This is a genomic window from Corynebacterium lipophiloflavum DSM 44291 (assembly GCF_000159635.1).
Lineage (GTDB): Bacteria > Actinomycetota > Actinomycetes > Mycobacteriales > Mycobacteriaceae > Corynebacterium > Corynebacterium lipophiloflavum.
The window spans coordinates 154,422-178,054 of record NZ_GG667193.1; the positions used below are offsets into that span (position 1 = coordinate 154,422).

Here is a 23,633-nt window from a genome sequence, read left to right on the forward strand (position 1 = left end):
GCATGCACGGCCCCGAGGTGGTGGACAAGATCTACACCTACAACCAGGGCACGGTGCTCGGCGCCTCGCTGGAGATCGCGCTTGCGCTGCGTGACGACGTAGGCCTGGGCAACACAGACCCCATTGATTCCTTCGACCATTCCCACCGCGCTGATGCCTCGGTGTTCTACATCACCCACATTCGCGAACTTGTCAAGGCGATCGCCCTGCACCTGGCCACCCCGCAGGGTGTGATTCTCTGCCCGCCGCATGAAACGCGCGACGGTGACGGCGCATTGTTCAAGGGGATCCTCGCGCGCTACCTTGCCGATGTTGCGCTGCGCCTGCCGGAGGATTCGCGCGAGAACATCGCGACACGCAAAGTCGCCGCGCGCATGGTGATGGCGTCGGCGGAGTCGCTGTGGAACCACCGGCTCGAGGTCGACGGCCTGCCTATCTTCGCGTCCGAATGGACCGAGGACGCCCGGCTGCCGCACAACTACGGGCTCGGGCCGGCGTCGATAAGCGAGGCAGTAGGGCTGGTGCGCATCGACGAGCGGGACCTTTCCGTGCAGCTGTCCGGCTGGATGCTCCTGGAGGCAGCGGCGCGGATCGCGGGCGGGCAGCCGAAGGACTCCGAACAGGGGTAGCGCCGACCCCCGAACGGGCTGCGGCGGGGGCAGCGGCGGCTGCGACGCGGACCCAAAACGGGCATACTGGGGGTGCACACGAACAACCATCCTGGAGGTTTATTCCATGCCCATCGCAACCCCCGAGGTCTACAACGAGATGTTCGACCGGGCGAAGGAGAACGGCTTCGCCTTCCCCGCCATCAACTGCACCTCGTCCGAGACAATCAACGCGGCCATCAAGGGTTTTGCCGAGGCTGAGTCCGACGGCATCATCCAGTTCTCTACCGGCGGCGCTGAGTTCGGCTCGGGCCTGGGCGTGAAGAACAAGGTCGCGGGCGCGACCGCGCTGGCCGCTTTCGCGCACGAGATTGCCAAGCACTACGACGTCAACATCGCCCTGCACACCGACCACTGCCAGAAGGAAGTGCTCGACGAGTACGTCCGCCCGCTGATCGCGATCTCTCAGGAGCGCGTCGACCGCGGCGAGCTGCCGCTGTTCCAGTCCCACATGTGGGACGGCTCCGCCATCCCGATCGACGAGAACCTAGAGATTGCCAAGGAACTTCTGGCCAAGGCGCACGCGGCGAAGATCATCCTCGAGGTCGAGATCGGCGTTGTTGGCGGCGAGGAGGACGGCGTCGAAGCGAAGGCCGGCGCGAACCTGTACACCGTGGCGGAGGATTTCGAGAAGACCATCGACGCGTTGACGCTGGGCGAGCACGGCCGCTACCTGCTCGCGGCGACCTTCGGCAACGTCCACGGCGTGTACAAGCCGGGCAACGTCAAGCTGCGCCCGGACGTGCTGGACATGGGCCAGAAGACCGCGATTGCCAAGCTCGGCCTCGAGGAGGGCTCCAAGCCCTTCGATTTCGTCTTCCACGGCGGCTCCGGCTCCGAGAAGGAAAAGATCGAGGAGGCCCTGTCCTACGGTGTGGTGAAGATGAACGTGGACACCGACACCCAGTACGCGTTCACCCGCCCGATTGCCGGCCACATGTTCTCCAACTTCGATGGCGTGCTCAAGGTCGACGGCGAGGTGGGCAACAAGAAGGTTTACGACCCGCGTTCCTACATGAAGAAGGCGGAGCAGTCCATGTCCGAGCGCGTCATCGAGGCGTGCGAGGACCTGCACTCCGTGGGCAAGACCCTGTCCAAGTAGAGAAACAAGGTCTCAAGGCGTCCCGGCTCCGGGGCGCCTTTTTGCACGCTAAGGTGGGGGCATGGCCAAGGAGAGGATGGGTACGCGGGCGCGTTTGCTCTCGGTTGACCTGTCCCTTTCCGCCCGCGTGACACGGGTGCGCAAGCGCCTGCTGCCGATCATGCAAACAGCGATCGCCGCCGGCGTTGCGTTCTGGATTGCCAGCGAGGTCTTCGGGCACACGCAGCCGTTCTTCGCGCCGATCTCGGTGATCATCATCGTCGGCATGACCGGCGGCGAGCGCATTTCCAAGGCGCTGGACATCTCGCTGGGCTGCGTCATCGGTGTTGCGGTCGGTGACCTGTTTTTCTACCGCCTCGGCTCGGGAGGGTGGCAGATCGCGGTCATTGTGGCGTGCGCCCTGCTCATCGCCTCGTTCTTCTCCCGCTCCCAGCTGGTCAACAATCAGGTCGCGATCGGCTCGGTGCTCATTGCCACGATCATGCCGCCGGGCGCGGAGGTCACCGGTATCGACCGCACGATCGACGCCTTCGTCGGAGCGGCGGTCGCGCTGGTGACCCTGGCTCTGATCCCGCAGGGCCCGGTGGGGAAGGCGCGCCAGGAAATTTCCAAGGTGATGGAGCTCATGTCTTCGGTGCTTGACGACGTCGCCGACGGCCTGCGCTCCGGCAATGAGGAAGTGATCGAAGAGGCCCTTGATTTGATTCGCGGCTCGCAGACAGACATCGACGCCATGTCCTCGGCCGTCGCCTCGGGCGCGGAATCCGCCCGCATATCTCCGTTTTTGTGGGGCTCGCGCCGCTACGTCCACTCGCTCGAAATGGTGATCCCGCCGGTGGACACCGCGATCCGCACCACCCGCGTGCTCGCCCGCCGCGCCCACATCCTGTGCGGCGACAACGACCGGGTTTCACCCGAGCAAATTGAGCTTATCGACGCCCTCGCCAAGGCGTGCCTGGAGATTTCCGATGTCTACGAGGTCGATTCGCGCAAACTGCAGTCGGTGGCGATCCCGCGCATTGTCAACGACCTGCGTGTCCTTGGCGGCCGCGCCGGGATGGACGTCGTCGGTAAAGATGGTGTGCTGTCGGCCTACGTCATCCTCGCGCAGACGCGCTCGCTGATCGTGGACCTGCTGCAGGTGTGCGGGATGTCGCGGGAATCGGCGGCCGCGGTGCTCGAGCCGACCTCGGCCAGCCCGCAGTACCCGCCGGAGTACTACGGCTAGTCCTGCGCGTAGTCCAGGCCGATGTCGAGCGCGGTCACGGAGTGAGTCAGCGCCCCCACGGCAAGGTAGGTCACACCCGTTTCCGCGTACGCGCGGGCGAGTTCAAGCGTCAGGCCGCCGGAGGACTCGAGCTCGCAGTCTGGGGCGCTGTGGTCGCGGCGGCGCACGGCCTCTGCGGTGTCGGCGACGCTGAAGTTATCCAGCAAAACCAGCTGCGGGGGTTCGTTCAGGCGCAGCAGCGCGTCGAGCTGGTCGAGTGTGTCCACCTCGACCTCGCAGGGGATGCCGGGGGCATGGGCGCGCACGGCTTGGAGCGCTTTGGTGACACCCTCGCCACCGCCGCGCGCGACGGCTGCGACGTGGTTGTCCTTGATCATGGCGGCGTCGCCGAGCCCCATGCGGTGGTTGACGCCGCCGCCGGCGCGCACAGCGTACTTCTGAAGCTCACGCAGACCGGGCAGGGTTTTGCGCGTGTCGCGGATCCGCGCCCCGGTGCCGTCGACGGCGTCGACCCAGCGTCGAGTAGCGGTGGCGATGCCGCTGGCGTGGCTGAGGATGTTCAAGATGGTGCGCTCGGCGGTGAGCAACCTGCCCGTCGGTGCGGTGACTTCGGCGAGGACATCGCCGGGACAAGCTCGCGCACCGTCGCTGACGTGCAAGGTGACCTCGCAATCGGGCGTGTCCAGGGCGTAGCGGATCGCGTCGAGCCCAGCGACAACGCCTGCGGCGCGCGAGACGAAGCGGGCGCGGGAGGTGGAATCGGCGCTGATGGTTGCCAACGTGGTTACGTCGGGCCCGTACGCGAGGTCCTCTTCGAGCGAGGCGGCAATCAGGGACCGCAGGTAGGCCTCTTTAAGCGGCTCCATGGGCTTACTCCCCGCCGCCGGGCTCGCCGATGGAGATCATCGCTTCGAGCGAGGCGCGTGCCTTGTCGGCGATGTGGGTTGGAACATCGACCTCGTCCTTGCCCTCGGCGAGGCAGCGCAGCAGGGCGGCCGGGGTGATCATCTTCATGTAACGGCACGACGCGCGGTCGTTGACCGGCTGGAAGTTGACGCCGGGTGCGGCGCCGCGTAGCTGGTGGAGCATGCCGATCTCCGTGGCGACGAGCACCGTACGCTCCGGGCTTGCGGTGTGGGCGAGCTCGAGCATGCCTCCGGTGGAGAGCATGTGCACCCGTTCCGGGTCGATGATCCCCTCACCGGCGAGGTAGATCGCGGAATTGGCGCAACCGCACTCCGGGTGGATGTACAGGTCGGCGTCGGGGTTGGCCTCGGCCTGTTCGGCGAGCTTGGTGGCGCTAATGCCAGCGTGGACGTGGCATTCGCCGGACCAAATGCGGATGTTGTCGCGGCCCGTCTCGCGCTTGACGTGTGCGCCGAGGAACTGGTCCGGGCAGAACAGCACCTCGGTGTCCGGGTCGACGGACTCAACAACGTCGACGGCGTTCGAGGAGGTGCAGCAAATATCGGTCAGCGCTTTGACTTCGGCGGTGGTGTTGACGTAGGAAACCACCACGGCGTCGGGGTGTTCACTGCGCCACTGGCGCAGCTGGTCGGCGGTGATGGAATCCGCCAACGAGCACCCGGCTTCCTTGTCCGGGATGAGCACGGTCTTGGTGGGGGAGAGGATCTTCGCGCTCTCGGCCATGAAGTGCACACCGCAAAACACGATGACGTCGGCGTCAGTGTCGGCGGCTTTGCGCGACAGGGCGAGCGAATCCCCTGTGAAGTCGGCGATGTCTTGGATGGCGGGGATCTGGTAGTTGTGCGCCAGGATCACTGCGTTGCGCTCGTGCTTGAGCCGCGCGATCTTGCGCGCCCACTTCTCGTCGGGCTCCACGCCCTGCCAAACTCCTGACTCCCGCGTGAGGTTCTCGAGGTAGGTGGTCATGGGCAGTCCTTTCCGCAGGAGATGCTAGCGCTAGTTCGGAGGCCATCGTACCCGCGGAAGCGCGCAGGCTTTTGCGCAGGCACGCGAAAAGCCCCAGCCGGAAGGGCCGGGGCTGTTAAGCGGGGAGTGCCGATTTAGCGGTTAGCGCCGAAGTCGGTGTCCGGGCGGTTCTCGTCGACGACGACACCGTCGGTCTCGATGCGCTCCTTCTGGAGCTCCTCGGTGACGCGCTCGGTGGACTGGACGGTCTCCTTGTCCAGGGAAACCTTCTCAACCGGGACGGTCTCCTTAGACACGGTGACGCGCTCCTCGGAGAGGGTCACGGAAGCCTCAGCCTCGCCGATGCGGGAGTCTACGTTCGCGCGGTCAGCCTCGGAGATGGGCTCGCGGACAACGCGGACCTCTTCGCGCTGAACCGGAACCTCGACGGTCTCGGTCTCGTTGACGACGTACTTGCGCAGGCGGACCTGGCCGGACTCCACACGCTCCTTGCCAACGTTGAGCTGCTCCTCGGAGCGGACGATGGTGTCGTTGTCCAGGTCGCGGTCGCGGTCAACGTCAACGTCTGCGCGGTCGGTGGCGACACCTGCAGCCGGTGCAGCGTGGCGTGCGTCGGTCTCGTAGGTGGTGACATCCTGGGTGCCCTCGAGGCCGTAGTGGCGGTAGAACGCCTCCTGGTCCTCGTTGGTCAGGTGGCCGTCCTCGTCCAAGTTCGGAGCGTTGTCGATGCGCTCCTTCGGGAATGCGAGGTGAAGCTCACCGTCGCGCAGGGTGTGGCCGCGCAGAGGAACGATGGAGTCGCCGCCACCGAAGAGGCCGTGGTTGACGGACACGAAGTCCGGCTGGCCGGTGGTGTCGTTAACGTAAACGTCCTTGACGCCGCCTACCTTCTCGCCATCAACGTCGAATGCGGTTGCGTTTGCAAGGTCTTCAATACGGTTGTAGTCAGCCATCAGTCTGATTCTCCTTTGGTAATTTGCTCCGGCCCGTCTGCCTTTGGGATAATTCCCGTGACAAGGCCCGTGCCGGTCGTTCGCTTGAACAATTCCGAATGTAGCCACGCTCTCGGAGGTGGCGCCGGAACATGTGTCCGGGAAGTCGGGATCATCCGAAAGTTGGAGGTATATGCTCAGGCTTATCGGTATCATCTCTAATCCTTTCCCGGTGACCTGCGCAAAAGTGCTGTCAGAACGACAGCGGCGGTAGCGGCGAAGTCTCAAATCGGTTAAGAACCCCTTTTGTAACGCTTAAGGAACGGCGAATGTGATAAAAATCACACTCGACTAGTTCTCGGTGATTCGCACGCTTTGGATGTCGCGCAGATGCCTGTAGAAGGTCGCCTTGTCGACGCCTCGGCGGCGCCGCACCCCGTCCACCGTCACCGCGATATCGTGGCCGCCCGCCTGCAGCGCCCGTCCGGTAAGAACACGTGAACCGTCGGTAAGACCTGGGGATACGCTCGCGTTGCGTGTGAAGAATTGTCCACCCGGCAGGGCGCTGAGGCGCTCCAACAACTTGGGCGAGCGCCGCGACGGCGTACCGGAGGTGTCCAAAGGGGTGACGAGTGGCGCGGCCGCAATCCCGGGGGCCGAAGCGGTGGGAACGAGTTTCGCGCCGAAGCAGCCGAAAAACCTCGCCGAGGCCTGTTCGCCGGAGCGAAACAGCAATACGGAGGAGTCCACGACGATCTCGCCGACGAACTCGGAGGCCGGGTTGATGTGCGTCAGCGTCGCCGAGCCCGCCACGACCTGGCCGAAATCGTTGCGGATGCACGGCGAGGGCACCACGGGCGCGGTGGCGGCCTCCTCAAAGGTCGGTGCTCCCCACAACGCGGCTGCCGGGGAGGTCGGGTCGGTGGGCACGTACGCTACCTCCGCCCACAGGTAGTCGCCGCGCATCATGCGGGTCAGTACGGCGCCGAGCGCGGCGTCGGAGCCGGAGACAACAACGCGCAGGCGCTCTAGTGGGCGCTGCGGGGCAGGCTGCGGCTCGCCCATGTGGGACACGTTCGGCGAGGCTTGGATTTCGGCGAGGGAGGGGGAGGCGTCGTCAGGCAAAAGCGTCGCGGCCAATTCGTCCAAGGGGCGTAAGTCCGCCCGCGAGGGAATGGGCGGTAGCGCAAGGGTGGGGGCGTGCGATGGCGCGTCCTCGCCGCACTGGCAATGAAGAAGCCGCATGCGATCACGCTACAATAACCCGAGTAATCCCCCTATATAAGGAGTAAGCATGTCCGCCATCGTCATCGTTGGTGCCCAATGGGGCGACGAAGGTAAGGGTAAGGCCACGGATATTCTCGGCGGCAAGGTCGATTACGTGGTCAAACCCAACGGCGGCAACAACGCGGGACACACCGTCGTTGTCGGCGGTGAAAAGTACGAGCTCAAGCTCCTGCCGGCCGGCGTGCTGTCAGAGAATGCGGTGCCCATCTTGGGTAACGGTGTGGTGGTGAACCTCGAGGCGCTCTTCGAGGAGATCGACGGGCTCGTGGCCCGCGGCGCCGACGCAACACGGCTGCGTATCTCCAGCAACGCGCACATGGTCGCGCCGTACCACCAGACACTCGACCGCGTGCAGGAGCGGTTCCTGGGCAAGCGCGCGATCGGCACCACCGGCCGCGGCATCGGGCCGACCTACGCCGACAAAGTCGCGCGCGTGGGGCTGCGCGTGCAAGATATTTTCGACGAATCGATCTTGCGGCAAAAAATCGAGTCGGCCCTCGACGTGAAGAACCAGATGCTGGTGAAGATGTACAACCGCAAAGCCATCGAGGTCGACGAGATGATGGACTACTTCATGTGCTACGCAGAGCGCCTCAAGCCCATGGTGATCGATGCGGAGTACACCCTGAACAAGGCGCTCGATGAGGGGAAACACGTGCTCATGGAGGGGGGACAGGCCACCATGCTCGACGTCGACCACGGAACCTACCCCTTTGTTACCTCCTCGAACCCGACCGCGGGCGGGTCGTGTGTGGGCACCGGCATCGGCCCGACGCGCATCACGGCGTCGCTCGGAATCATCAAGGCCTACACCACGCGCGTCGGCGCCGGCCCATTTCCGACCGAGCTCTTTGACAAGTGGGGCGACTACCTGCAGACCGTCGGCGGCGAGGTGGGCGTGAACACGGGCCGCAAGCGCCGCTGCGGCTGGTACGACTCGGTGATCGCCCGCTACGCCTCGCGCGTCAACGGCTTTACCGATTACTTCCTGACCAAGCTCGACGTACTCACCGGCATCGGCGAGATCCCGATCTGCGTGGCTTACGACGTCGACGGCGAGCGCTTCGACGAAATGCCCCTGACCCAGACCCAGTTCCACCACGCCGAGCCGATCTACGAGACGATGCCGGCCTGGGACGAGGACATCACCGGCGTCACCGAGTTCGATGACCTGCCGCAGAAGGCGAAAGACTACGTGTTGCGCCTCGAGGAGCTCTCCGGCGCACCGATGAGCTACATCGGCGTTGGTCCCGGCCGGGACCAGACGATCGTGCGCAACGACGTCATGGAGCGCTAGCCCGAGATGGAATCGCTGACTCAGCGCCAGGTGTTCGTGCTTGGCACAGGCCCGGTGGCGCAGTCCTCCGCTGCCGCATTCGCCGACCTCGGTTTCGACTCCTACGTGGGAACCTTGGACGAAGAGCTGCCGCAGTGGGCCCGCCCGGAGATCACGGTGGTGTGCGACGGGCAGGTTGCGACAACGCAGCAGTTGGAGAAGTTTGTCGCGGAGACCGGGACGTACCTGGTGCCCTCGCTCGACGCATGCAGTATCACCCGCACCCGTGAGGGGATTCGCCGCACCGCCGCTGAGGAACTGGGCTTGCCCACGATGGCCTACGAGTTCGCCAACAGCGTCGGTGAGCTAGCCGGTTGTGCCGAGGCCGTGGGGTACCCGTGCGTGGTCAAGCCGTCGATTAGCGCAGGCGGGTGCGGGCACACGGTGGTGCACGGGCCGGATGACCTCGACGCCGCGTGGCAGCGCGCCCGCGAAACTAACCCGGAGGGTGCCGTAGCCGTGGAGCGCTACGTCGACTTCGACTACGAGGTCACCATCATCACCGCGCGTTCGGTAGATCCGGAGACGGGCCAGCTGGCCACATGGTTCTGCGAACCGATCGGCACCCGCCACGAAGCCGGGCGGTTAGTCGAGGCGTGGCAGCCGGCGCCGCTGTCGGAGGCCGCGATGGACAACGCGCGTTCGATCGCCGCGCGAATCACTGGTCGGATCGGGGCGCAGGGCGTGTACTCTATCGAGTTGTTTGTCGACGGGGACGAGGTTTACTTCTCCGACGTTAACCCGCGCCCCAGCCCGGATGGGATGGTCACACTCGCGACGCAGCGCATCGACCAGTTCGACCTGCATGCCCGTGCGGTGGCAGGCTTGCCTATCGACGTCACGTTGATGACCCCGGGCGCAGCTTGCTACGTGGCGGGCAAGGCGCACTCGGGCGAGGCGCTGGTACGCGCGCTCACGGTCGAGGAGACGACGATCCACGTTCTTGAGGAGACAACGGTGGTGCGCTCGACGGCTGAAGATGTCCAGCAAGCACGTGTGCAAGCCGAACGGGCGGCGCATTTTCTTTCCTGATCGCTACACTGGGCACTGTTTTGCTTCCGACGAATTCTTTACTCGGCTACGAAAGGTGCACAATGGCGGACCAATCGCTGCTCATCACACTCGCTAACCGCAATTACGACGGCATTGACGTGGAAGGTTTCGCTTCCAAGCGGGGCTTGCGCGTAGTTCGGCTCGACTCGTACGGCACGGATCTCCAGGAAATGTACGACGCCAATCTACTCGCTGAGGGCCCAGCGCTGGTTGTCGGTACGGGGGACGTGAGCTTTGACGGAGAGCTCGCCGCCACTCTGGGCATTCCTGTCGTACTGGTCACCGGGGAACAGGCAAACGTTGAGCTCTCTGAGCGCCGTCTCGAGGAGCTCGGCGCGGTTGTCGCCGGTGCATTCACCGCCGCCGAGCTTGCCGACGCCGACCTCGTCGCAGTCGATACGCGGCAAGTGATGTCCCCGGTGGTCTTCGAGTCCTGGCTGATTTCCCGTGCCAAGGAAAAGCGCGCCCACATCGTCCTGCCGGAGGGCGAGGACGACCGCATCCTCCAGGCCGCCGCGCAGCTGCTCGAGGACGAGGTGGCCGAGCTGACCATCCTCGGCGACAAGGCCGACATCGACCGCCGGGCCCAGGACCTCGGCATCGACCTGTCCGCCGCCCAGATTCTCAACCACCTTGAGTCCGACCTGCTCGAGGAGTTCGCCGCGGATTTCGCCGAGCTGCGCAAGGCGAAGGGCGTTTCGCTTGACGACGCCCGGGAGACGATGAAGGACATCTCCTACTTCGGCACCATGATGGTGCACAAGGGCATCGCCGACGGCATGGTCTCCGGCGCGGCCCACACCACCGCGCACACGATCAAGCCCTCGTTCCAGATCATCAAGACCATGCCGGGCACATCGGTTGTCTCCTCGATCTTCCTCATGGTTATGCGCGATCGCCTGTGGGCGTTCGGCGACTGCGCCGTCAACCCGAACCCGACTGCGGAGCAGCTCGGTGAAATCGCGGCAGTGTCCGCAAAAACGGCTGCGCAGTTCGGAATCGACCCGAAGGTTGCGATCTTGTCCTACTCCACCGGCACCTCAGGTTCCGGCCCGGACGTCGACCGCGCGGTCGAGGCCGTGGCGGCGGCGAAGAAGGCGGATCCCGAGCTCATCGTGGACGGGCCGCTGCAGTTCGACGCGGCGTGTGACCCGGGCGTCGGCAAGAAAAAGGCCCCCGAGTCCCCGGTGGCGGGTGAGGCAACCGTGTTCATTTTCCCCGATCTCGAGGCAGGCAACGCGGGTTACAAGATCGCGCAGCGCACCGGCGACGCGCTCGCGATCGGCCCAGTCCTGCAGGGGCTGAACAAGCCCGTCAACGATCTCTCCCGCGGTGCAACCGTCCCCGACATTGTCAACACCGTCGCCATCACCGCTATCCAGGCAGGAGCTCTGAAGTAAATGTCCTACGTTCTCGTCATCAACTCTGGTTCTTCCTCCATCAAGTTCCAGATTGTCGATCCGACCTCGTCGGCCAGCGACACCGCGTTCGTCTCCGGGCTAGTGGAGAAGATCGGCGAAAAAGACGGCCGGATTTCGGTTACCCACAACGGTGAGAAGCACGACTCCAACCAGCCGATCCGTGACCACCGCGGCGGCCTGCAGCTCGCCGTAGCCATGCTGGACTCGCTGGGCATCGGCCCGACCCAGATCGACCTCGTTGCGGTCGGCCACCGCGTTGTCCATGGCGGGCAGACCTTCTCCGGACCCGCCCTGATCACCGACGAAGTGGTCGAGCAGATCCGCGACCTCATCCCGCTCGCGCCGCTGCACAACCCGGCCAACATCGACAGCATCGAAGTCGCGCGCGACCTTTTGCCCAACATCCCGCACGTCGCGGTGTTCGACACCGGGTTCTTCGGCGAACTGCCGGCGGCGGCCGCCACCTACGCGATCAACAGCGAGGTGGCCGAAGCCAACCAGGTCCGCCGCTACGGTTTCCATGGCACCTCGCACGAGTTCGTCTCCGGCCAGGTGCCCGGCATCCTCGGCCGCGACAGCGCCGACACCAACCAGATTGTGCTGCACCTCGGCAACGGCGCATCCTGTTCCGCAGTCAAGGGCGGTGCACCCATCGACACCTCGATGGGTCTGACCCCGCTGGCCGGTCTGGTCATGGGCACGCGCACGGGCGACGTCGACCCGGGCATCATCTTCCACCTGCACCGCCAGGCGGGAATGAGCATCGACGAGATCGACACCCTATTCAACCGCCAGTCCGGCATCAAGGGCCTGTCCGGCGTCAACGACTTCCGCGACCTGCACGCCAAGATCGCCGAGGGTGACGAGAGCGCCAAGCTGGCGTTCGACGTATACATCACCCAACTGCGCCGCTACATCGGCTCCTACATGATCGCCCTCGGCCGCGTCGATGCGATCAGCTTCACCGCCGGTGTGGGTGAGAACGACGCTGCGACGCGCGCCGCGGCGCTGGCCGGGCTGGAGAACTACGGCATCGTCATTGACGACAACCGCAACGCGGGTCCGAACGACGGCCCCCGCGAGATCACCACCGACGACTCCACCGTCAAGGTCCTCGTCGTGCCGACGAACGAGGAGCTGGCCATCGCACAGCAGTCAGCGGAGGTCGCTGCGGCGCAGTAGGCTGGGTCACCGTGGCGTTTCGGTTTGCGGGATGTCACGGTGAAGCGGTTGGATGGTCGGGCGACCTGGGGTTTTGTGGCGCCGCAGCCGTTGACTGTGACATTTCACCCGCTGAGATGTCACGGTGAAGCGTTTGGGCGGTTTCGCGACCTGGGGTTTTGTGGCGCTGTTGGCGTTGACTGTGACATTTCACCCGCTGAGATGTCACGGTGAAGCACTCAACCGTCCCCGCCACCTGGAGTTTTGCACCGCCGCAGCTGTTGACCGTGACATTGCACCCGCCGAGATGTCACGGTGAAGCACTCAACCGTCCCCGCCACCTGGGGTTTTACACCCCCGCAACCGTCGACCGTGACATCTCACCCCCCGAGATACCACCGTGAAGCACTCAACCCGAACAAACCCGGACCTAAAACCACGTCGCCGGCCGGACTTTGTTCGCCATGTCCACCAGCGCGTAGCGGTGGCGTGCATAGGGGGCGATGCGGGCTTGTTCGCGCAAAGTCGTCGCGAGGCCGCGGCGAAGGTCGCGGGTGGTGAACTCGTACTCGAAGAGTGAGTGGTCGGAGGCGGCGCGGTCGACACCCGCGTCGCGCAGCAGCGTGAGTGCCGCGCGCAGCACGTAGACCTTGATCTGCAAAAACCGAGGTTCGTTGTTGGGGATTTCTTCCAGGCGGCGGGCGGCGCGGCGGATGCGGGACTCCGTCAGTTCGTCCGACACCAGATCGAGGATAGTGGTGAGCTGCGCCATCCTGTGGTGGCGCGAGGAGTTCGGCACCTTGTCCAGCGCCGCGACGGCGAGCTCGACCTCGCGCTCCGCCATCAGCAGCCGCGCGAGCCCGAAAGCCGAAGACACCGTCGTGGGGTTGGTCAACCACACCAGCGAGTAGAGGCGCAGGGCGTTGAAGCGCAGGACAGCCGGGGTATCGCTGAGCATGGTCCAGTCCTCGGCGAGCACGCCCTTGGACTGCCACGCCTCGAAGGCCTCCGAGGGCAGTTCGCCCAGGTGGGTGCGGATACCGGCGGCGGCGCGGGAGAGGGCGTCGTCAAGCAATGCCCCCGTTAAGTAGCCGTTGCTTTGCAGGATGAGCTCGTCGATCGCGGCGATGGCGAGCTTGGGGGCGGCCTCGCCGGGCACGGCGACGAGCACACTGGTGAAGTTGGCCTGAGCGGACTGGAAGTCGCCGATGAGTGTGTTGGTGACCCCCGAGTACCAATGGAATCGCCAGTTGTGGCTGAGGCGGTCCTTGAGCGACTCGAGCCAGGTACGCGCCTGGTAGGTCAGCCCGAGGTCCAACATCGCGCGGACGACACCGAACGGGATTTCGCTGGACTGCTCGTACTGCGGGGTCTGCATCGCCTGGCGCAGGTTCTCCAGGGTCTCCTGCGGGTGAAGGTAGGAGGTGCCCTGCAGCATCGCGGCGCCGACGTCGTGGCGGTCGATCAGGGGAGCGGGCAGCGCAGTGACAACTTCCTGCGGGGTGATCTCCACGGTGCGGCTGATGCCGTCGATCAGCTGGTCGGTGCGAAACACCAGGTGCTTGGTGCCGAAGGTGGTGCGCTGCGGGGAGAAGAGGGAGTGCTGGGCGGGGTAGGTGCGCCCGTCGCGGATCGCGATGCACTCGCGCAGCACCCCGTAGAGCTGGGTTTCCAACTCGCCGACGGTGGAAAACCGCTGTTCCGGGTCCTCGTGGCAGCACCGCCGGATGAGCCGGTACAGCGAGAGGTAGCGGCGAAACGTCGGCTCCTCGGTCGGCGAGGGGATGCCGGGGTCGTACACCCCGTCGGTGCGCGGCAGGTGGACCACCAGCGAGGCCAGCGTCCGGCCGATGGTGTAGATGTCGGAGGCGATGCTGGGGCCCTGCGTGGCCACTTCGGGGGCCTGGAAACCTTTGGTGCCGTAGATGAAGCCGTAGGCGCCGATGCCGCTGACCGCGCCGAGGTCGATGAGCTTGACCTGGTCCTCGGTGACGATGATGTTGTCGGGTTTCAGGTCGTTGTAGACCACCCCGCGCGAGTGCAGGTACACCAGCGCGGGCAGCACCTCGAGGATGTAGGCAATCGCCAGGTCGACGGGGAGCAGCCCGTCGGGTTGCTCGTTTCTGCGCTGGCCGAGGCTGGGCCCGCCGACGAACTCCATCACGATGAACCCGCCGGGCACGCGAGGGTCGTCGATGAAGTTGAAAATCTTCACGATTCCCGGGTGGGTGATCTCTGCGAGGAATTCGCGCTCCGCCACCGCCGCGGCGGCCTCGTCGGCGTTTTTGGTCGAGTGCAGCCCCTTAAGCACCACCACACGGTCGGCGACGTTGTGGTCCTGGGCCACGTAGATCCAGCCCATCCCGCCGTGCGCAATCACGCCCATGATCTCGTACTGGCCGGCCACCACGTCACCCGGGTGCAGATGCGGGGCGTTCAGGCCCTTCTGCACAACGGCGCGGGTCGGGTCTTTCAGCGCCTCCTTCGGGTCGGTCGGAGCGATCCACGGCAGCTCCACCATGCCGTCGGCCACCGCGCGCGCCGCGCGCTTCGCGCCGCGCAGCTCGCGGAAAGTGTCCAGGGCTTCGCGCCGCGAGCGTTGCGACGTGTCCTCCTCACGCCTCCCCTCCCTCAGTGCGTCAAGGTCTTTGAACAGCTCAGCCATATCGCCCAAGCCCGCGTAGCTGCGCTCGTCGCTGTCACTGTCGTCGTCAAGAGCGAACGGGTCGAAGGCGACGGCCTCGGTGGCGGGGTCGTCGCCGGCGAAGGGGTCGTACTTGACGGCCTCGGTGGTGTCTTCTTCTACCGCTTCCTCGCGCTCGCTCACTGTTGCTCCTTCGCCTCAGAAGTAGCTCTGTACCGCAGCTCCGGCATCGACGGGCTGGCTAGGCTGCCGGAGAGCCATCTCTCGTACATCGCGTTCCAGGTGCCGTCGTTACGCAGCCGCTCCATCGTGGAGTTGACCTGCATGGTCATCCCGGCGTCGCCCTTGTGTGTGCCCACGGCGTACTGCTGGCGGCCGTAGCGCCGCGGCAGGATCGTGGTGTACGGGTCCTGGGAGACCATGCCGGCAAGGATCGCGCCGTCGGCCAGGATCGCGTCGGCGTGGAACTGTTGGGTGGCCATCAGGCAGTCCGCCCAAGTGCGGGTGCGCAGGATCGTCGACTGCGGCGCGATCTCGCGCGCGAGCTGCACCAGGTTGGAGCCGTCGACGACGCACACGGTGGTGCCCGGGAGGTCATCCTCGCTTGAGATACCCCGGTCCCGGGGCACGAGCAGGCGCACGTACGAGGTCAGGTACGGCGTGGAGAAGTCGACGCTGGCAACGCGGGTCGGGGTGACCGACATCGTGCGGATCACGATGTCGACCTCGCCGTTTTGCAATGACTGCGCGCGCTGTTGGGAGCCGACGAAGCGGAAATCCACCCGGTCGGGGTCGCCGAAGATGTCGCGGGACACTTCGCGCGCCAGGTCGATTTCGAAGCCGCGCAGGTCGCCTGCGGTGACGTCGCGGTAGGAGAGCAGGTATTGCGACTGGTCGACGCCGACGACAATGCGGCCACGTTCGACGACGTCCGGGATGCGTTCGGCCGGCGTCGCGTTATCCGGGCGCAGCGATCCCTCCCACTCGGTGTCCTGCGCGAACCCGGTCTCCGGGGCCACCCCGGGCCTGTCCAGCACCGCGCCGGGCGGCAGCGGTACGCCGCTATACGACGGCGGCGACGTCGCCGGCGTGGCAACGCGGCTCTCGCCGCCGGACGTGCAGGCGGCAAGGGAGGCGCAGAGTAGTGCGGCGGCAGCGACGCTGGTGAACCTTTTCACAGGTACTCCCTCAGTCGGCGCCGAATCCCAAGCCAGATGGACAGCACGGACAAGGCGGTGAAGGCCATAACGGCGCCGGCGACCGCGCTGGTGGCGTCGAAGGAGGCGACGATGTATTCGCGCATGTCCTGGCGCGACTGGCCGATCAGCCCGGACAGGGCGTTGTCCAGCCTGGTGTAGGCGCGCGAGGATGACGCCACCCCCTCGCCCGGGTTCGGCTCGGTGAGCACCTGCACGGCGGTGTCGAACTCGCCGTCGCCGAGCGTTTGGGCGAACTGGGTGTGCGCCTCATCCCACTGGTCCAGGGCTTCGCGCGCCGAGGCGATCAGGTCCGGGTCCGTCGAGCCGGAGGGGGTGGCGGAGGCGGAATCGAGCGCGGCCGATATCGAGTCGTAGGTGTTGCCGAAGTTGAGGTCGTCGGCCGAGACGGACTGGCGGCGCAGCAGCGCGAATATTTCATCGTTGCGGGTTTCCTGGGCGACGATGCGCGCGCTGGTGAGCTCCTCCCACGGGGTGGCGGCGCGCTCGAAGCCGCGCTGGCCGGACTGCCACACCGCGTAGTTGGCCGCCGAGGCCCACGCAATGGCGATGACCATCATCATCGTCGCCGCGATGAACCCGCGGTTGAGCCTGCGGCGGAACACCTTCCACAGCCACACCTGCGCGGCCAGCAGGAAAACGAGCGCGGCGACGAGGCCCGACAGCGGCACCCACTGCGGGCGGGCGAGGCGGCCCATCTCGTCGGCCACCTGCTCGCGCGTGAGGTTGAACAGCTCCGTGGCGTTGCCCAGCATGCGCTCGCGCATCACGTTCGAGCTCGACGACATGTACGCCACGCTCACGGGGTTGCCCATGCGCTGGTTGGTTTTCGCCCGCTCCATCAGCCCGGCGTAGACGGGGATGTCGCGCTGGATCTGCAGCACAAGGCGGCGGATTTCCTCGTCGCGCGCGCCGGAATCGACGGTGCCCTCGAGCACCTCGTTCGCGGCGATGACGGCCATATCGACCGACGCCATGAAGCGGTTCATGTCGTACTCGCTGGAAATGCCCGGCTGCACGAACGTGGAGGTGGCAATCGTGTCGGCCTGCGATAGGGAGGTGATCAACGTGTGCGCCGAGTTGCTCATCGGCTCGGTGGAGTTGACCAACACGTCCATCGCCTCCTGGCGCGCAGCCATGGTCTGGCTCATGGAAACGCCGGCAGCGATCAGCGCCAGCGTGAGCACCAGCATCATCGACAGCAGCTGGCCGGGGGTGGTGGTGATGAAGTCGATAACGCGGCGCACCCAGCGCAGCGGGCCGGTAAACGTTTCGGCCATCTTGACGCGGGCGGAGCGGTTTTCGGGCAGGGCTTCGAGCTCGTCGACGAAGGCGTCGTCAAGCGGAGCGTCGTCGATCACGCTCGCTTGCTGCACCATTGCTATACCATAACCCGCCAAAAGCTTATCGTGCTGTAACTATCAGCCGATTGTTGGCTAGCGTGGCCCGCGCGTGCCTAAAGTGGGTGGCATGGAAGGCGACGGCAACGGTTGGGTCGAAGGCCCCGCGGGCATGAAACTGTGGGGCCGCTTCGGCGCGTCCGGGCTCTTTTTGCAGGCAGGGGGCCGGGTTCTGCTGCAGCACCGCGCGACGTGGACAGCCCAGGGCGGCACCTGGGCGCTGCCCGGCGGGGCCCGCGACTCGCACGAGACTGTGGAGCAGACCGCGCTGCGCGAAACGGTGGAGGAGTGCGGGATTGACCCTTCCCTGATCACGGTGACCTCGGCGATGGTCACGGCCGGCCCGTTCGCGTCGGGCTGGACCTACACCACGGTGTTCGCGTCGACAAACACCGGCGAGCCGATCCCGGTGGAGCCGAACGAGGAGTCGGCGGAGCTGCGCTGGGTTCCAGTGGACGAGATCCGCGCCTTGCCGCTGCACCCGGGCTTTGAAGCGTCGCTCGACGCGGTTGTCGGGCATACTAAACCGCATGATTGAAGTTCACAATCTGACCAAACAGTACGGTCCGGTACGCGCGGTCGACGACCTGACGTTCACCGTCACGCCCGGTGTGGTCACGGGCTTCCTCGGGCCCAACGGCGCCGGCAAGTCCACGACGATGCGCATGATCCTCGGCCTCGATTCGCCCACCTCGGGCACGGCGCTTATCGACGGCTCCCCGTATGCGTCCCTGGACCAGCCGGCGCGCCGCGTCGGTGCGCTACTCGACGCCAAAGGGGTGCACCCGAACCGTTCCGCGCGCGCGTCGCTGTTGTGGCAGGCCCAGGCCTCGGGCATTCCGGCCGGGCGCGTCGATGAGGTGCTAAGCCTCGTCGGCCTCACCGACGTGGCGGCCAAGCGCACGGGCGGCTTCTCGCTCGGCATGGGCCAGCGCCTCGGCATCGCATCGGCGCTTCTGGGCGACCCGGAGTACCTGATCTTGGACGAGCCGGTCAACGGCCTCGACCCGGAGGGGATCCGCTGGGTGCGCGGCCTGCTGCGCTCCCTGGCGGATGAGGGCCGCACGATCTTGGTGTCGTCCCACCTGCTGGCCGAGATGGCGCAGACCGCCGATCACCTCATCGTCATTGGCCGCGGCAGGCTCGTGGCGGACACGTCGGTCCACGACTTCATCAAAGGCAACTCCGCGGTCACCACCGTCGTGCGCCCGGTGGACCCGGCCGCGATGGAGACCGCCCTGGCCGCGGCCGGGGTGAGCTTCGAGCTAGGCGTCGATGCTGAGGGCAGGCCGACGATCGCCGTGGCGGATCACACCTGCGACGAGATTGGCGCCGTGGCGTTTCGCGCCGGCGTGCAGTTGGCGGAGCTAAGCGAGCGCCGCGCCTCGCTCGAGGACGCCTACATCCGCTCCACCGAGGGCCACATCCAGTACCAGGCGCAACCCCAGGACACCCCAGGAGGACAACACCGTGCTTAACCTTGTGCGCGCAGAGTTTACGAAGCTGCGCTCGACCGCCTCCTTCTACTGGACAACCGGGCTGATCCTGGCGATCGCCGCCGGCTTCGCCACCGCGTTCGCGGCCCCGGCAGGGGCGGTGTACTTCCCCATCACCGTGGTGATGGCGGTGAGCATGATCTCGGCGATCATCGTGATCGTGCAGGCGGCGATGGTGGTCACCACCGAGTACCGCTTCGGCCTGCAGTCCACCAATTTCCGGCTCGCGCCGCGGCGCTGGCAGGTGGCCGTGGCCAAACTGGTGCTCTACGCCGTGCTCGCCGCGCTGACCGTGCTGGTGGCGCTGATTATCGCATTCGTGCTTGCCGACGCCCTCGCCGACGTGCCTGCAAACTGGACGTCCAACCCCGCCACGCTGCGCGCGCTGTGGGCCGTGCCGCTGGCGACAGCCACGCTGACCATGCTCACCCAGGGCGTGGGCTGGATCGTGCGCAACACCGCGGGTACCGTCACGTTGGTCTTCGCCTTCCAGTTCGTCGTGGAAACCATCGTCGGGTTCATCCCGGGCATCGGGCGCGATATTGCTCAGTACCTGCCGTTTTCCAACTACTACGCGTTCGTGACTAACGCGCCGGCGCAGCACGACGACGTGTGGGTTTCCTATGGCATCTTCCTCGCCTGGGCCGTGGTGGCCTGGGTGGTCGGCGTCGTGTTGCTGCACCGGCGCGACGTGTAGCGTTTCGGGCCTACTGCAGCGCCGAGGTCAGCTTCATCACGTTGTCGATGTAGCGGCGGTGCCACGGCCTGCGGCTCCATTCCTCCAGCGTGAGCTGGTCGGAGACGTTCATGTAGGTCTGGGCGAGCGTGTACATGTCGTCGAGAAGCGAGCCGGAGGCGACAAACAGCGAGCTTTCGTAGTTCAGCGAGAACGAGCGCATGTCCATGTTGGAGGAGCCGAGGACGCCGACGCACGTGTGGCGGCCGGGATCGGCCAGCGCGAACTTCGTGTGCAGCACGTACGGGGCGGGGAAGCGCCAGATGTGCACGCCCGCGCGCAGAAGCTGCTCGTAGTAGGACGACTGTGCGTGGTTGACCATGAACTGGTCGGCCTTCTCTCCGACGAGCAAATCGACGCGCACCCCGCGGTAGCAGGCGGTGGTCACCGCCTCGAGCAGCGAATCCTCGGGCACGAAATAGGGCGAGCACAAGATCAGGCGTTCGCGCGCGTGGTGGATCAGGGTGTTGAACATCCGCAGGTTCGGTTCGGCCTGGTAGCCGGGGCCGGAGGGGATGAGCTGCACGATGTGCTCGCCAGGCTTATCGACACCCAACCGACGCGGCGGCAGCAACTCAATCGCCTCCCCGGACTCGGTGAACCAGTCGACGGCGAACATTGACTCCAGGGATGTCACGATCGGGCCCTCGAGCTCGACGAACGCGTCAATCCACTGCCGCCCCGCCCGGCGGTGGTTGCGCATCAGGTAACTGCGGTCGATGAGGTTGAGCGAGCCCATCATGGCGACGTGTCCGTCGACGATGACCACCTTGCGGTGGTTGCGCAGGTCGGGGCGGCGGAAGCGGCCCCGCCACGGCTGTAGCGGCAGCATCAGGTACCAGTCGATGCCGGCGCGCGTCAGCTTGCGCGTCATGCGCCGGAAGCCGGGGTACTTCAGCGAACCAATGTGGTCGAGCAGCAGTCGCACGTGCACGCCGCGGGCCACCGCCCGCTCCATCGCCTCGAAGACGATCCCGGTGGTGTCATCCCAGGCCACAGCGTAGATTTCAATGTCCACGTAGTGCTCGGAGGCGTCGATAAGCTGCGCGATGCGACGGATGGCGAGCTCGTAGTCGGACCAGACGTGGCGCACGTTGGCGTCGACGGCGGGAAAACCCGTCAGCGCGCGGTGCAGGCGCACGATCGCCTCCTTGTCAGCCCCGATCTCCGCGTCGGGCGGAAGGTCGGGGATGTCGGTGTGCACGTTGGTGATCTCGGCCTGGGCGCGCTGCTGGATGCGGTGGCGGTGCCGGTTGAAAAAGCTCGAGCCCATCAGCAGGTACAGCGGCAGGCCCAAAAACGGCAGCAGCAAAATGAGCAGCAGCCACGCATTGGCTGCCGACGGGCGCCGGTTCGACGGCACGATGCCGATCATGACGAATTTGATCGCGTAATCGATCAGCATGGCGACGAGCTGCCAGTAACTGATATCTAGTGAGAATGACATGGCGGATCTAGCGCACTTCGTCGTAGGCGAACGCTGTGGTGTCGAAGTCGGCGATCACCGGCGCGTGGTCGCTCGCGCCCTTGCCGCGGCGCTCGTCGACATCCACCCACGCTTTGACCAGCTTGCCGGCCAGCGGGGGCGTGGCCAGCAGAAAATCGATCAACATGCCCTGGTTTTTCTGAAAGCGCATCGCCTTGTAGTCCCAGAAGGAGTAAGCGTCGTCGTGGCGGATCTCCACAAGGCCGGCCTCGAGCAGCATCTCGAAAGCGGCGCGCTCCGGCTCTGTGACGTGCGTCTTGCCCTCGAACCAGGCGATGTCCCACACGCTGCTATCGCGCGGGGCGATGTTGAAGTCCCCGGTGAAAAGCTGCGGGGTCTGCGCCGCGACCTCGTGCTGCAGGGAATAGAGAAACTGCAGCTTGTAGTCGTAGTGCGGGTGGCCGATCTCGCGGCCGTTAGGCACGTACAGCGACCACACCTCCACCCCACCGCAGGTCGCGCCGACGGCGCGCGCCTCGACGCTGCCCTCGTAGGCGGGCTGGTGGTCAAACTGCGTGCGCACATCCTCTAACCCGACCCGGGAGGCCAGCGCGACACCGTTCCACTGGTTCGTCCCCACGTGCGCGACCTCGTAGCCGGCGGCCTCGAACACGGCGTAGGGAAACTTCGCTTCGCTGGTTTTCGTCTCCTGCATGGCTAACACGTCGACGTCGTTGCGCTCGAGGAACGCGACGATGCGCTCGGCGCGGCTGCGCACCGAGTTGACGTTGAAGGTGGCGATCCGCATGCGTCAACACTAACCCAGAAGGGCGTAGCGTTGCCGATGGTGCTCCACAAAACCCAGCTTCTGGTACAGCCCGATCGCCGCCGCGTTGCCCGCGCGCACGTGCAGGTAGGCCTCGTCGGCTCCCTGGTCGAAACCCCACGCCAACAGCGACGCACCGAGCGCGGTGCCCAGCCCGCGCCGGCGCAGCTCCGGGGCGACCTCCACGGCCGAATACCCGAGCCACACGCGCCCGTCCTCCGACTCGGTGAACGTCGCTCTGGTCACGGCCACGGTTTCGCCGCCGCGGGTGAGCCTGGCGTACGCGATGCGCCCGTCGATGGGGCGGATCGCGTCGGCGGGAAGCTGCTGGCCGCGGAAGTGGTACATCGACAGCCACGCCTCGTCGGGGGTGTCGAGCACCTCGAAATCCGCAGCGACGTCCCCGCCGTCCAACGTGCGCGTCATCACCAAAATCTCCTCCCCGAGCGACCACTGCGGGGTGAGGATTTTCAGCGCGGGTTTGCCAATGCGCTCCGGGATCAGCAACTGCAGCGGCTTGCCGCGTTGTTCGTAGAACTCAGTGAGCTTGTCCAGCGGCACCGGGTTGAACCCCGCCGAGTAGCCAATCGGGGTCGCCGAATTAGAGCGCTCGGCGATGTCGGCACCGGCGCGTGCGAGCCAGCCGTCGATAAGCTCCTGCTCCTGGCCGGGAAACGCCTTGGCGTAAGCAACCTCGACCGCGCGGATGTCGCTGTTGCGCACCGTGCGCGGCGACAGCTTCTTCACGATGTGGACGTGTTCAATCTCGATCGCGTCCTTGAACGACGGAAAGCCTCCGACCTCCTGGGGGCGGATCACCAACGGATCGAGCGAGATCACGTGCCCGATGACGTCGCTTGAGTGCTCACCGATGCGCTGGCGCACCACCACCCGATCACCGGGCTGGATGTCATCGGAGCGGAAGAATCGGGCCATCAGTGGCCGAACGGGTCTTCGTCGGTGCCCGGCAGCCACGTGTTGCCGGGGGTGTTCCAGCCGTTGTCGCGGATCACGCGCTTCGCCTCGCGCTTGTAGCGGCCGGTGAGCACATCGGTGTAGACAACACCGTCCAGGTGGCCCACCTCATGCTGCAGGCAGCGGGCGAAAAACCCCTCGCCCTCGACCACGACCTCGTCGCCGTTCTCATCCAGGCCAGTGACCTTCGCCCAGCTCGCGCGGCCCGTCGGCCAGGACTCGCCCGGTACCGACAGGCACCCCTCGTCGTCGTCACCGTCATCGCTCGGCATCGTCTTCGGCACCTCGGATGTTTCCAGCACCGGGTTGATCACGGTGCCGCGGCGCATCCGGTCGCCGTCGGGGCAGTGGTAGACGAACAGGCGCAGCGGCACACCAACCTGGTTCGCCGCCAGCCCCACGCCGTAAGCGGCGTCCATGGTTTCGTGCATGTCCGCGATCAGTTCCTGCAGCTCAGCAACCGGCTGCTCGACCGCCTTCGTCGGTTCGTGCAACACCGGGTCGCCGTGGATCACGATGGGTCGAATTGTCATGCTTAATATATTAGGCATGCTTACCGACGCCGACCTCACACTCCTGGACTTCGAAGCCACCGCCCCCAGGTCCGTCGGTGCGAAGGAGGATGCGATCAGGTCCGTTCTGGGCCTAACGCCGATTCGCTACTACCAGCGGCTGAACGTGCTGCTGGATTCTTCGGAGGCGTTGGCGGCGCGGCCGCAGCTGGTGCGGCGTTTGCAGCGGGTGCGGGACCGATCTGTGGGGTGAGATGTCACGGTCGGCAATTTCGCGACCGTGACCACCTGGGCTTTTGCTGCGCCACTCTCGCCCACCG

The 23,633-nt window shown here is 65.8% G+C and carries 21 protein-coding genes and 1 pseudogene; 11 read left to right on the plus strand and 11 right to left on the minus strand.

What is annotated here, in order from left to right; genetic code table 11:
• The 3 genes and pseudogenes from HMPREF0298_RS07350 to HMPREF0298_RS07360 all read left to right on the plus strand — a co-directional run.
• A pseudogene (locus HMPREF0298_RS07350) lies at window positions 1-629 on the plus strand (glycoside hydrolase family 76); the annotation flags it as partial.
• A gap of 91 nt (window positions 630-720) precedes the next feature.
• A complete protein-coding gene (fbaA, locus tag HMPREF0298_RS07355) occupies window positions 721-1,770 on the plus strand; it encodes a class II fructose-bisphosphate aldolase (protein ID WP_259811448.1) in 1,050 nt (349 codons plus the stop codon).
• Between the two features lie 61 nt (window positions 1,771-1,831).
• Window positions 1,832-2,998 (plus strand): FUSC family protein, encoded by a 1,167-nt coding sequence (locus HMPREF0298_RS07360; protein WP_006840516.1) that lies wholly within the window; start codon window positions 1,832-1,834, stop codon window positions 2,996-2,998.
• On the opposite strand, the gene nadC is transcribed toward HMPREF0298_RS07360, so the two are convergent.
• From nadC to HMPREF0298_RS07380, 4 genes are all read right to left on the minus strand, one after another.
• Complete coding sequence (nadC, locus tag HMPREF0298_RS07365) at window positions 2,995-3,864, minus strand: carboxylating nicotinate-nucleotide diphosphorylase (protein ID WP_006840517.1); 870 nt, start codon at window positions 3,862-3,864, stop codon at window positions 2,995-2,997. The genes HMPREF0298_RS07360 and nadC overlap by 4 nt on opposite strands.
• A 4-nt stretch (window positions 3,865-3,868) precedes the next feature.
• Complete coding sequence (nadA, locus tag HMPREF0298_RS07370) at window positions 3,869-4,891, minus strand: quinolinate synthase NadA (protein WP_006840518.1); 1,023 nt, start codon at window positions 4,889-4,891, stop codon at window positions 3,869-3,871.
• Window positions 4,892-5,025: 134 nt separating this feature from the next.
• Window positions 5,026-5,844 (minus strand): PRC and DUF2382 domain-containing protein, encoded by an 819-nt coding sequence (locus HMPREF0298_RS07375; protein ID WP_006840519.1) that lies wholly within the window; start codon window positions 5,842-5,844, stop codon window positions 5,026-5,028.
• Window positions 5,845-6,174: 330 nt separating this feature from the next.
• Window positions 6,175-6,972 carry a hypothetical protein gene (locus HMPREF0298_RS07380; RefSeq protein WP_245527469.1) on the minus strand — a complete coding sequence of 266 codons (798 nt, stop codon included), beginning with the start codon at window positions 6,970-6,972 and terminating at the stop codon, window positions 6,175-6,177.
• A 145-nt stretch (window positions 6,973-7,117) separates the two neighbouring features.
• On the opposite strand from HMPREF0298_RS07380, the gene HMPREF0298_RS07385 reads away from it, so the two are divergent.
• The 4 genes from HMPREF0298_RS07385 (at window position 7,118) to HMPREF0298_RS07400 (ending at window position 12,102) form a co-directional block, all read left to right on the plus strand.
• Window positions 7,118-8,407, plus strand: a complete 1,290-nt coding sequence (locus HMPREF0298_RS07385) for an adenylosuccinate synthase (protein ID WP_006840521.1) — start codon at window positions 7,118-7,120, stop codon at window positions 8,405-8,407.
• 6 nt (window positions 8,408-8,413) lie between these two features.
• On the plus strand, window positions 8,414-9,478 hold the full coding sequence (locus HMPREF0298_RS07390; RefSeq protein ID WP_006840522.1) for an ATP-grasp domain-containing protein: 1,065 nt from the start codon (window positions 8,414-8,416) through the stop codon (window positions 9,476-9,478).
• 62 nt (window positions 9,479-9,540) lie between these two features.
• Window positions 9,541-10,899 (plus strand): phosphate acetyltransferase, encoded by a 1,359-nt coding sequence (pta, locus tag HMPREF0298_RS07395; RefSeq protein ID WP_006840523.1) that lies wholly within the window; start codon window positions 9,541-9,543, stop codon window positions 10,897-10,899.
• Window positions 10,900-12,102: an acetate kinase gene (locus HMPREF0298_RS07400; protein ID WP_006840524.1), complete on the plus strand. Its 1,203-nt coding sequence runs from the start codon at window positions 10,900-10,902 to the stop codon at window positions 12,100-12,102.
• Window positions 12,103-12,511: 409 nt separating this feature from the next.
• On the opposite strand, the gene HMPREF0298_RS07405 is transcribed toward HMPREF0298_RS07400, so the two are convergent.
• Genes HMPREF0298_RS07405 through HMPREF0298_RS07415 form a run of 3 tightly spaced genes read right to left on the minus strand, consistent with a single transcriptional unit; the run spans window position 12,512 to window position 17,321 of the window.
• Window positions 12,512-14,908 carry a serine/threonine protein kinase gene (locus tag HMPREF0298_RS07405; protein ID WP_006840525.1) on the minus strand — a complete coding sequence of 799 codons (2,397 nt, stop codon included), beginning with the start codon at window positions 14,906-14,908 and terminating at the stop codon, window positions 12,512-12,514.
• A complete protein-coding gene (locus tag HMPREF0298_RS07410) occupies window positions 14,905-15,903 on the minus strand; it encodes a glutamate ABC transporter substrate-binding protein (RefSeq protein ID WP_006840526.1) in 999 nt (332 codons plus the stop codon). The genes HMPREF0298_RS07405 and HMPREF0298_RS07410 overlap by 4 nt, the downstream gene beginning before the upstream one ends.
• Entirely contained in the window at window positions 15,900-17,321 is a 1,422-nt protein-coding gene (locus tag HMPREF0298_RS07415) for a hypothetical protein (RefSeq protein WP_006840527.1), read from the minus strand. Before HMPREF0298_RS07415 ends, HMPREF0298_RS07410 begins: the two co-directional genes overlap by 4 nt.
• Before the next feature lie 91 nt (window positions 17,322-17,412).
• On the opposite strand from HMPREF0298_RS07415, the gene HMPREF0298_RS07420 reads away from it, so the two are divergent.
• From HMPREF0298_RS07420 to HMPREF0298_RS07430, 3 genes are read left to right on the plus strand one after another with little or no spacing between them, the layout of a single operon-like run.
• A complete protein-coding gene (locus tag HMPREF0298_RS07420) occupies window positions 17,413-17,880 on the plus strand; it encodes an NUDIX domain-containing protein (RefSeq protein ID WP_006840528.1) in 468 nt (155 codons plus the stop codon).
• Window positions 17,873-18,820, plus strand: a complete 948-nt coding sequence (locus HMPREF0298_RS07425; protein ID WP_006840529.1) for an ABC transporter ATP-binding protein — start codon at window positions 17,873-17,875, stop codon at window positions 18,818-18,820. Before HMPREF0298_RS07420 ends, HMPREF0298_RS07425 begins: the two co-directional genes overlap by 8 nt.
• Window positions 18,813-19,535, plus strand: coding sequence for an ABC transporter permease subunit (locus HMPREF0298_RS07430; RefSeq protein ID WP_006840530.1), 723 nt, complete (start codon window positions 18,813-18,815; stop codon window positions 19,533-19,535). The genes HMPREF0298_RS07425 and HMPREF0298_RS07430 overlap by 8 nt, the downstream gene beginning before the upstream one ends.
• Window positions 19,536-19,545: 10 nt before the next feature.
• On the opposite strand, the gene cls is transcribed toward HMPREF0298_RS07430, so the two are convergent.
• Genes cls through HMPREF0298_RS07450 form a run of 4 tightly spaced genes read right to left on the minus strand, consistent with a single transcriptional unit; the run spans window position 19,546 to window position 23,334 of the window.
• On the minus strand, window positions 19,546-21,021 hold the full coding sequence (gene cls / locus HMPREF0298_RS07435) for a cardiolipin synthase (protein ID WP_006840531.1): 1,476 nt from the start codon (window positions 21,019-21,021) through the stop codon (window positions 19,546-19,548).
• A 7-nt stretch (window positions 21,022-21,028) separates the two neighbouring features.
• On the minus strand, window positions 21,029-21,808 hold the full coding sequence (locus HMPREF0298_RS07440) for an exodeoxyribonuclease III (RefSeq protein ID WP_006840532.1): 780 nt from the start codon (window positions 21,806-21,808) through the stop codon (window positions 21,029-21,031).
• 9 nt (window positions 21,809-21,817) lie between these two features.
• Window positions 21,818-22,762, minus strand: a complete 945-nt coding sequence (locus tag HMPREF0298_RS07445; protein WP_006840533.1) for an N-acetylglutamate synthase, CG3035 family — start codon at window positions 22,760-22,762, stop codon at window positions 21,818-21,820.
• Window positions 22,762-23,334 carry a peptide deformylase gene (locus tag HMPREF0298_RS07450; protein WP_006840534.1) on the minus strand — a complete coding sequence of 191 codons (573 nt, stop codon included), beginning with the start codon at window positions 23,332-23,334 and terminating at the stop codon, window positions 22,762-22,764. The genes HMPREF0298_RS07445 and HMPREF0298_RS07450 overlap by 1 nt, the downstream gene beginning before the upstream one ends.
• 16 nt (window positions 23,335-23,350) lie before the next feature.
• Between HMPREF0298_RS07450 and HMPREF0298_RS07455 the strand changes: the two genes are divergently transcribed.
• Window positions 23,351-23,566, plus strand: a complete 216-nt coding sequence (locus HMPREF0298_RS07455) for a DUF3263 domain-containing protein (protein WP_186366093.1) — start codon at window positions 23,351-23,353, stop codon at window positions 23,564-23,566.
• Window positions 23,567-23,633: the final 67 nt, after the last annotated feature.

Excerpts from the sequence above, each read along its gene's own strand:
- HMPREF0298_RS07360 (WP_006840516.1), top strand. The coding sequence starts at position 1,832 with ATGGCCAAGGAGAGGATGGGTACGCGGGCGCGTTTGCTCTCGGTTGAC.
- nadC (WP_006840517.1), bottom strand. The coding sequence starts at position 3,864 with ATGGAGCCGCTTAAAGAGGCCTACCTGCGGTCCCTGATTGCCGCCTCG.
- nadA (WP_006840518.1), bottom strand. The coding sequence starts at position 4,891 with ATGACCACCTACCTCGAGAACCTCACGCGGGAGTCAGGAGTTTGGCAG.
- HMPREF0298_RS07375 (WP_006840519.1), bottom strand. The coding sequence starts at position 5,844 with ATGGCTGACTACAACCGTATTGAAGACCTTGCAAACGCAACCGCATTC.
- HMPREF0298_RS07385 (WP_006840521.1), top strand. The coding sequence starts at position 7,118 with ATGTCCGCCATCGTCATCGTTGGTGCCCAATGGGGCGACGAAGGTAAG.
- HMPREF0298_RS07390 (WP_006840522.1), top strand. The coding sequence starts at position 8,414 with ATGGAATCGCTGACTCAGCGCCAGGTGTTCGTGCTTGGCACAGGCCCG.
- pta (WP_006840523.1), top strand. The coding sequence starts at position 9,541 with ATGGCGGACCAATCGCTGCTCATCACACTCGCTAACCGCAATTACGAC.
- HMPREF0298_RS07400 (WP_006840524.1), top strand. The coding sequence starts at position 10,900 with ATGTCCTACGTTCTCGTCATCAACTCTGGTTCTTCCTCCATCAAGTTC.
- HMPREF0298_RS07415 (WP_006840527.1), bottom strand. The coding sequence starts at position 17,321 with ATGGTGCAGCAAGCGAGCGTGATCGACGACGCTCCGCTTGACGACGCC.
- HMPREF0298_RS07420 (WP_006840528.1), top strand. The coding sequence starts at position 17,413 with ATGGAAGGCGACGGCAACGGTTGGGTCGAAGGCCCCGCGGGCATGAAA.
- HMPREF0298_RS07425 (WP_006840529.1), top strand. The coding sequence starts at position 17,873 with ATGATTGAAGTTCACAATCTGACCAAACAGTACGGTCCGGTACGCGCG.
- cls (WP_006840531.1), bottom strand. The coding sequence starts at position 21,021 with ATGTCATTCTCACTAGATATCAGTTACTGGCAGCTCGTCGCCATGCTG.
- HMPREF0298_RS07440 (WP_006840532.1), bottom strand. The coding sequence starts at position 21,808 with ATGCGGATCGCCACCTTCAACGTCAACTCGGTGCGCAGCCGCGCCGAG.
- HMPREF0298_RS07445 (WP_006840533.1), bottom strand. The coding sequence starts at position 22,762 with ATGGCCCGATTCTTCCGCTCCGATGACATCCAGCCCGGTGATCGGGTG.
- HMPREF0298_RS07450 (WP_006840534.1), bottom strand. The coding sequence starts at position 23,334 with ATGACAATTCGACCCATCGTGATCCACGGCGACCCGGTGTTGCACGAA.
- HMPREF0298_RS07455 (WP_186366093.1), top strand. The coding sequence starts at position 23,351 with ATGCTTACCGACGCCGACCTCACACTCCTGGACTTCGAAGCCACCGCC.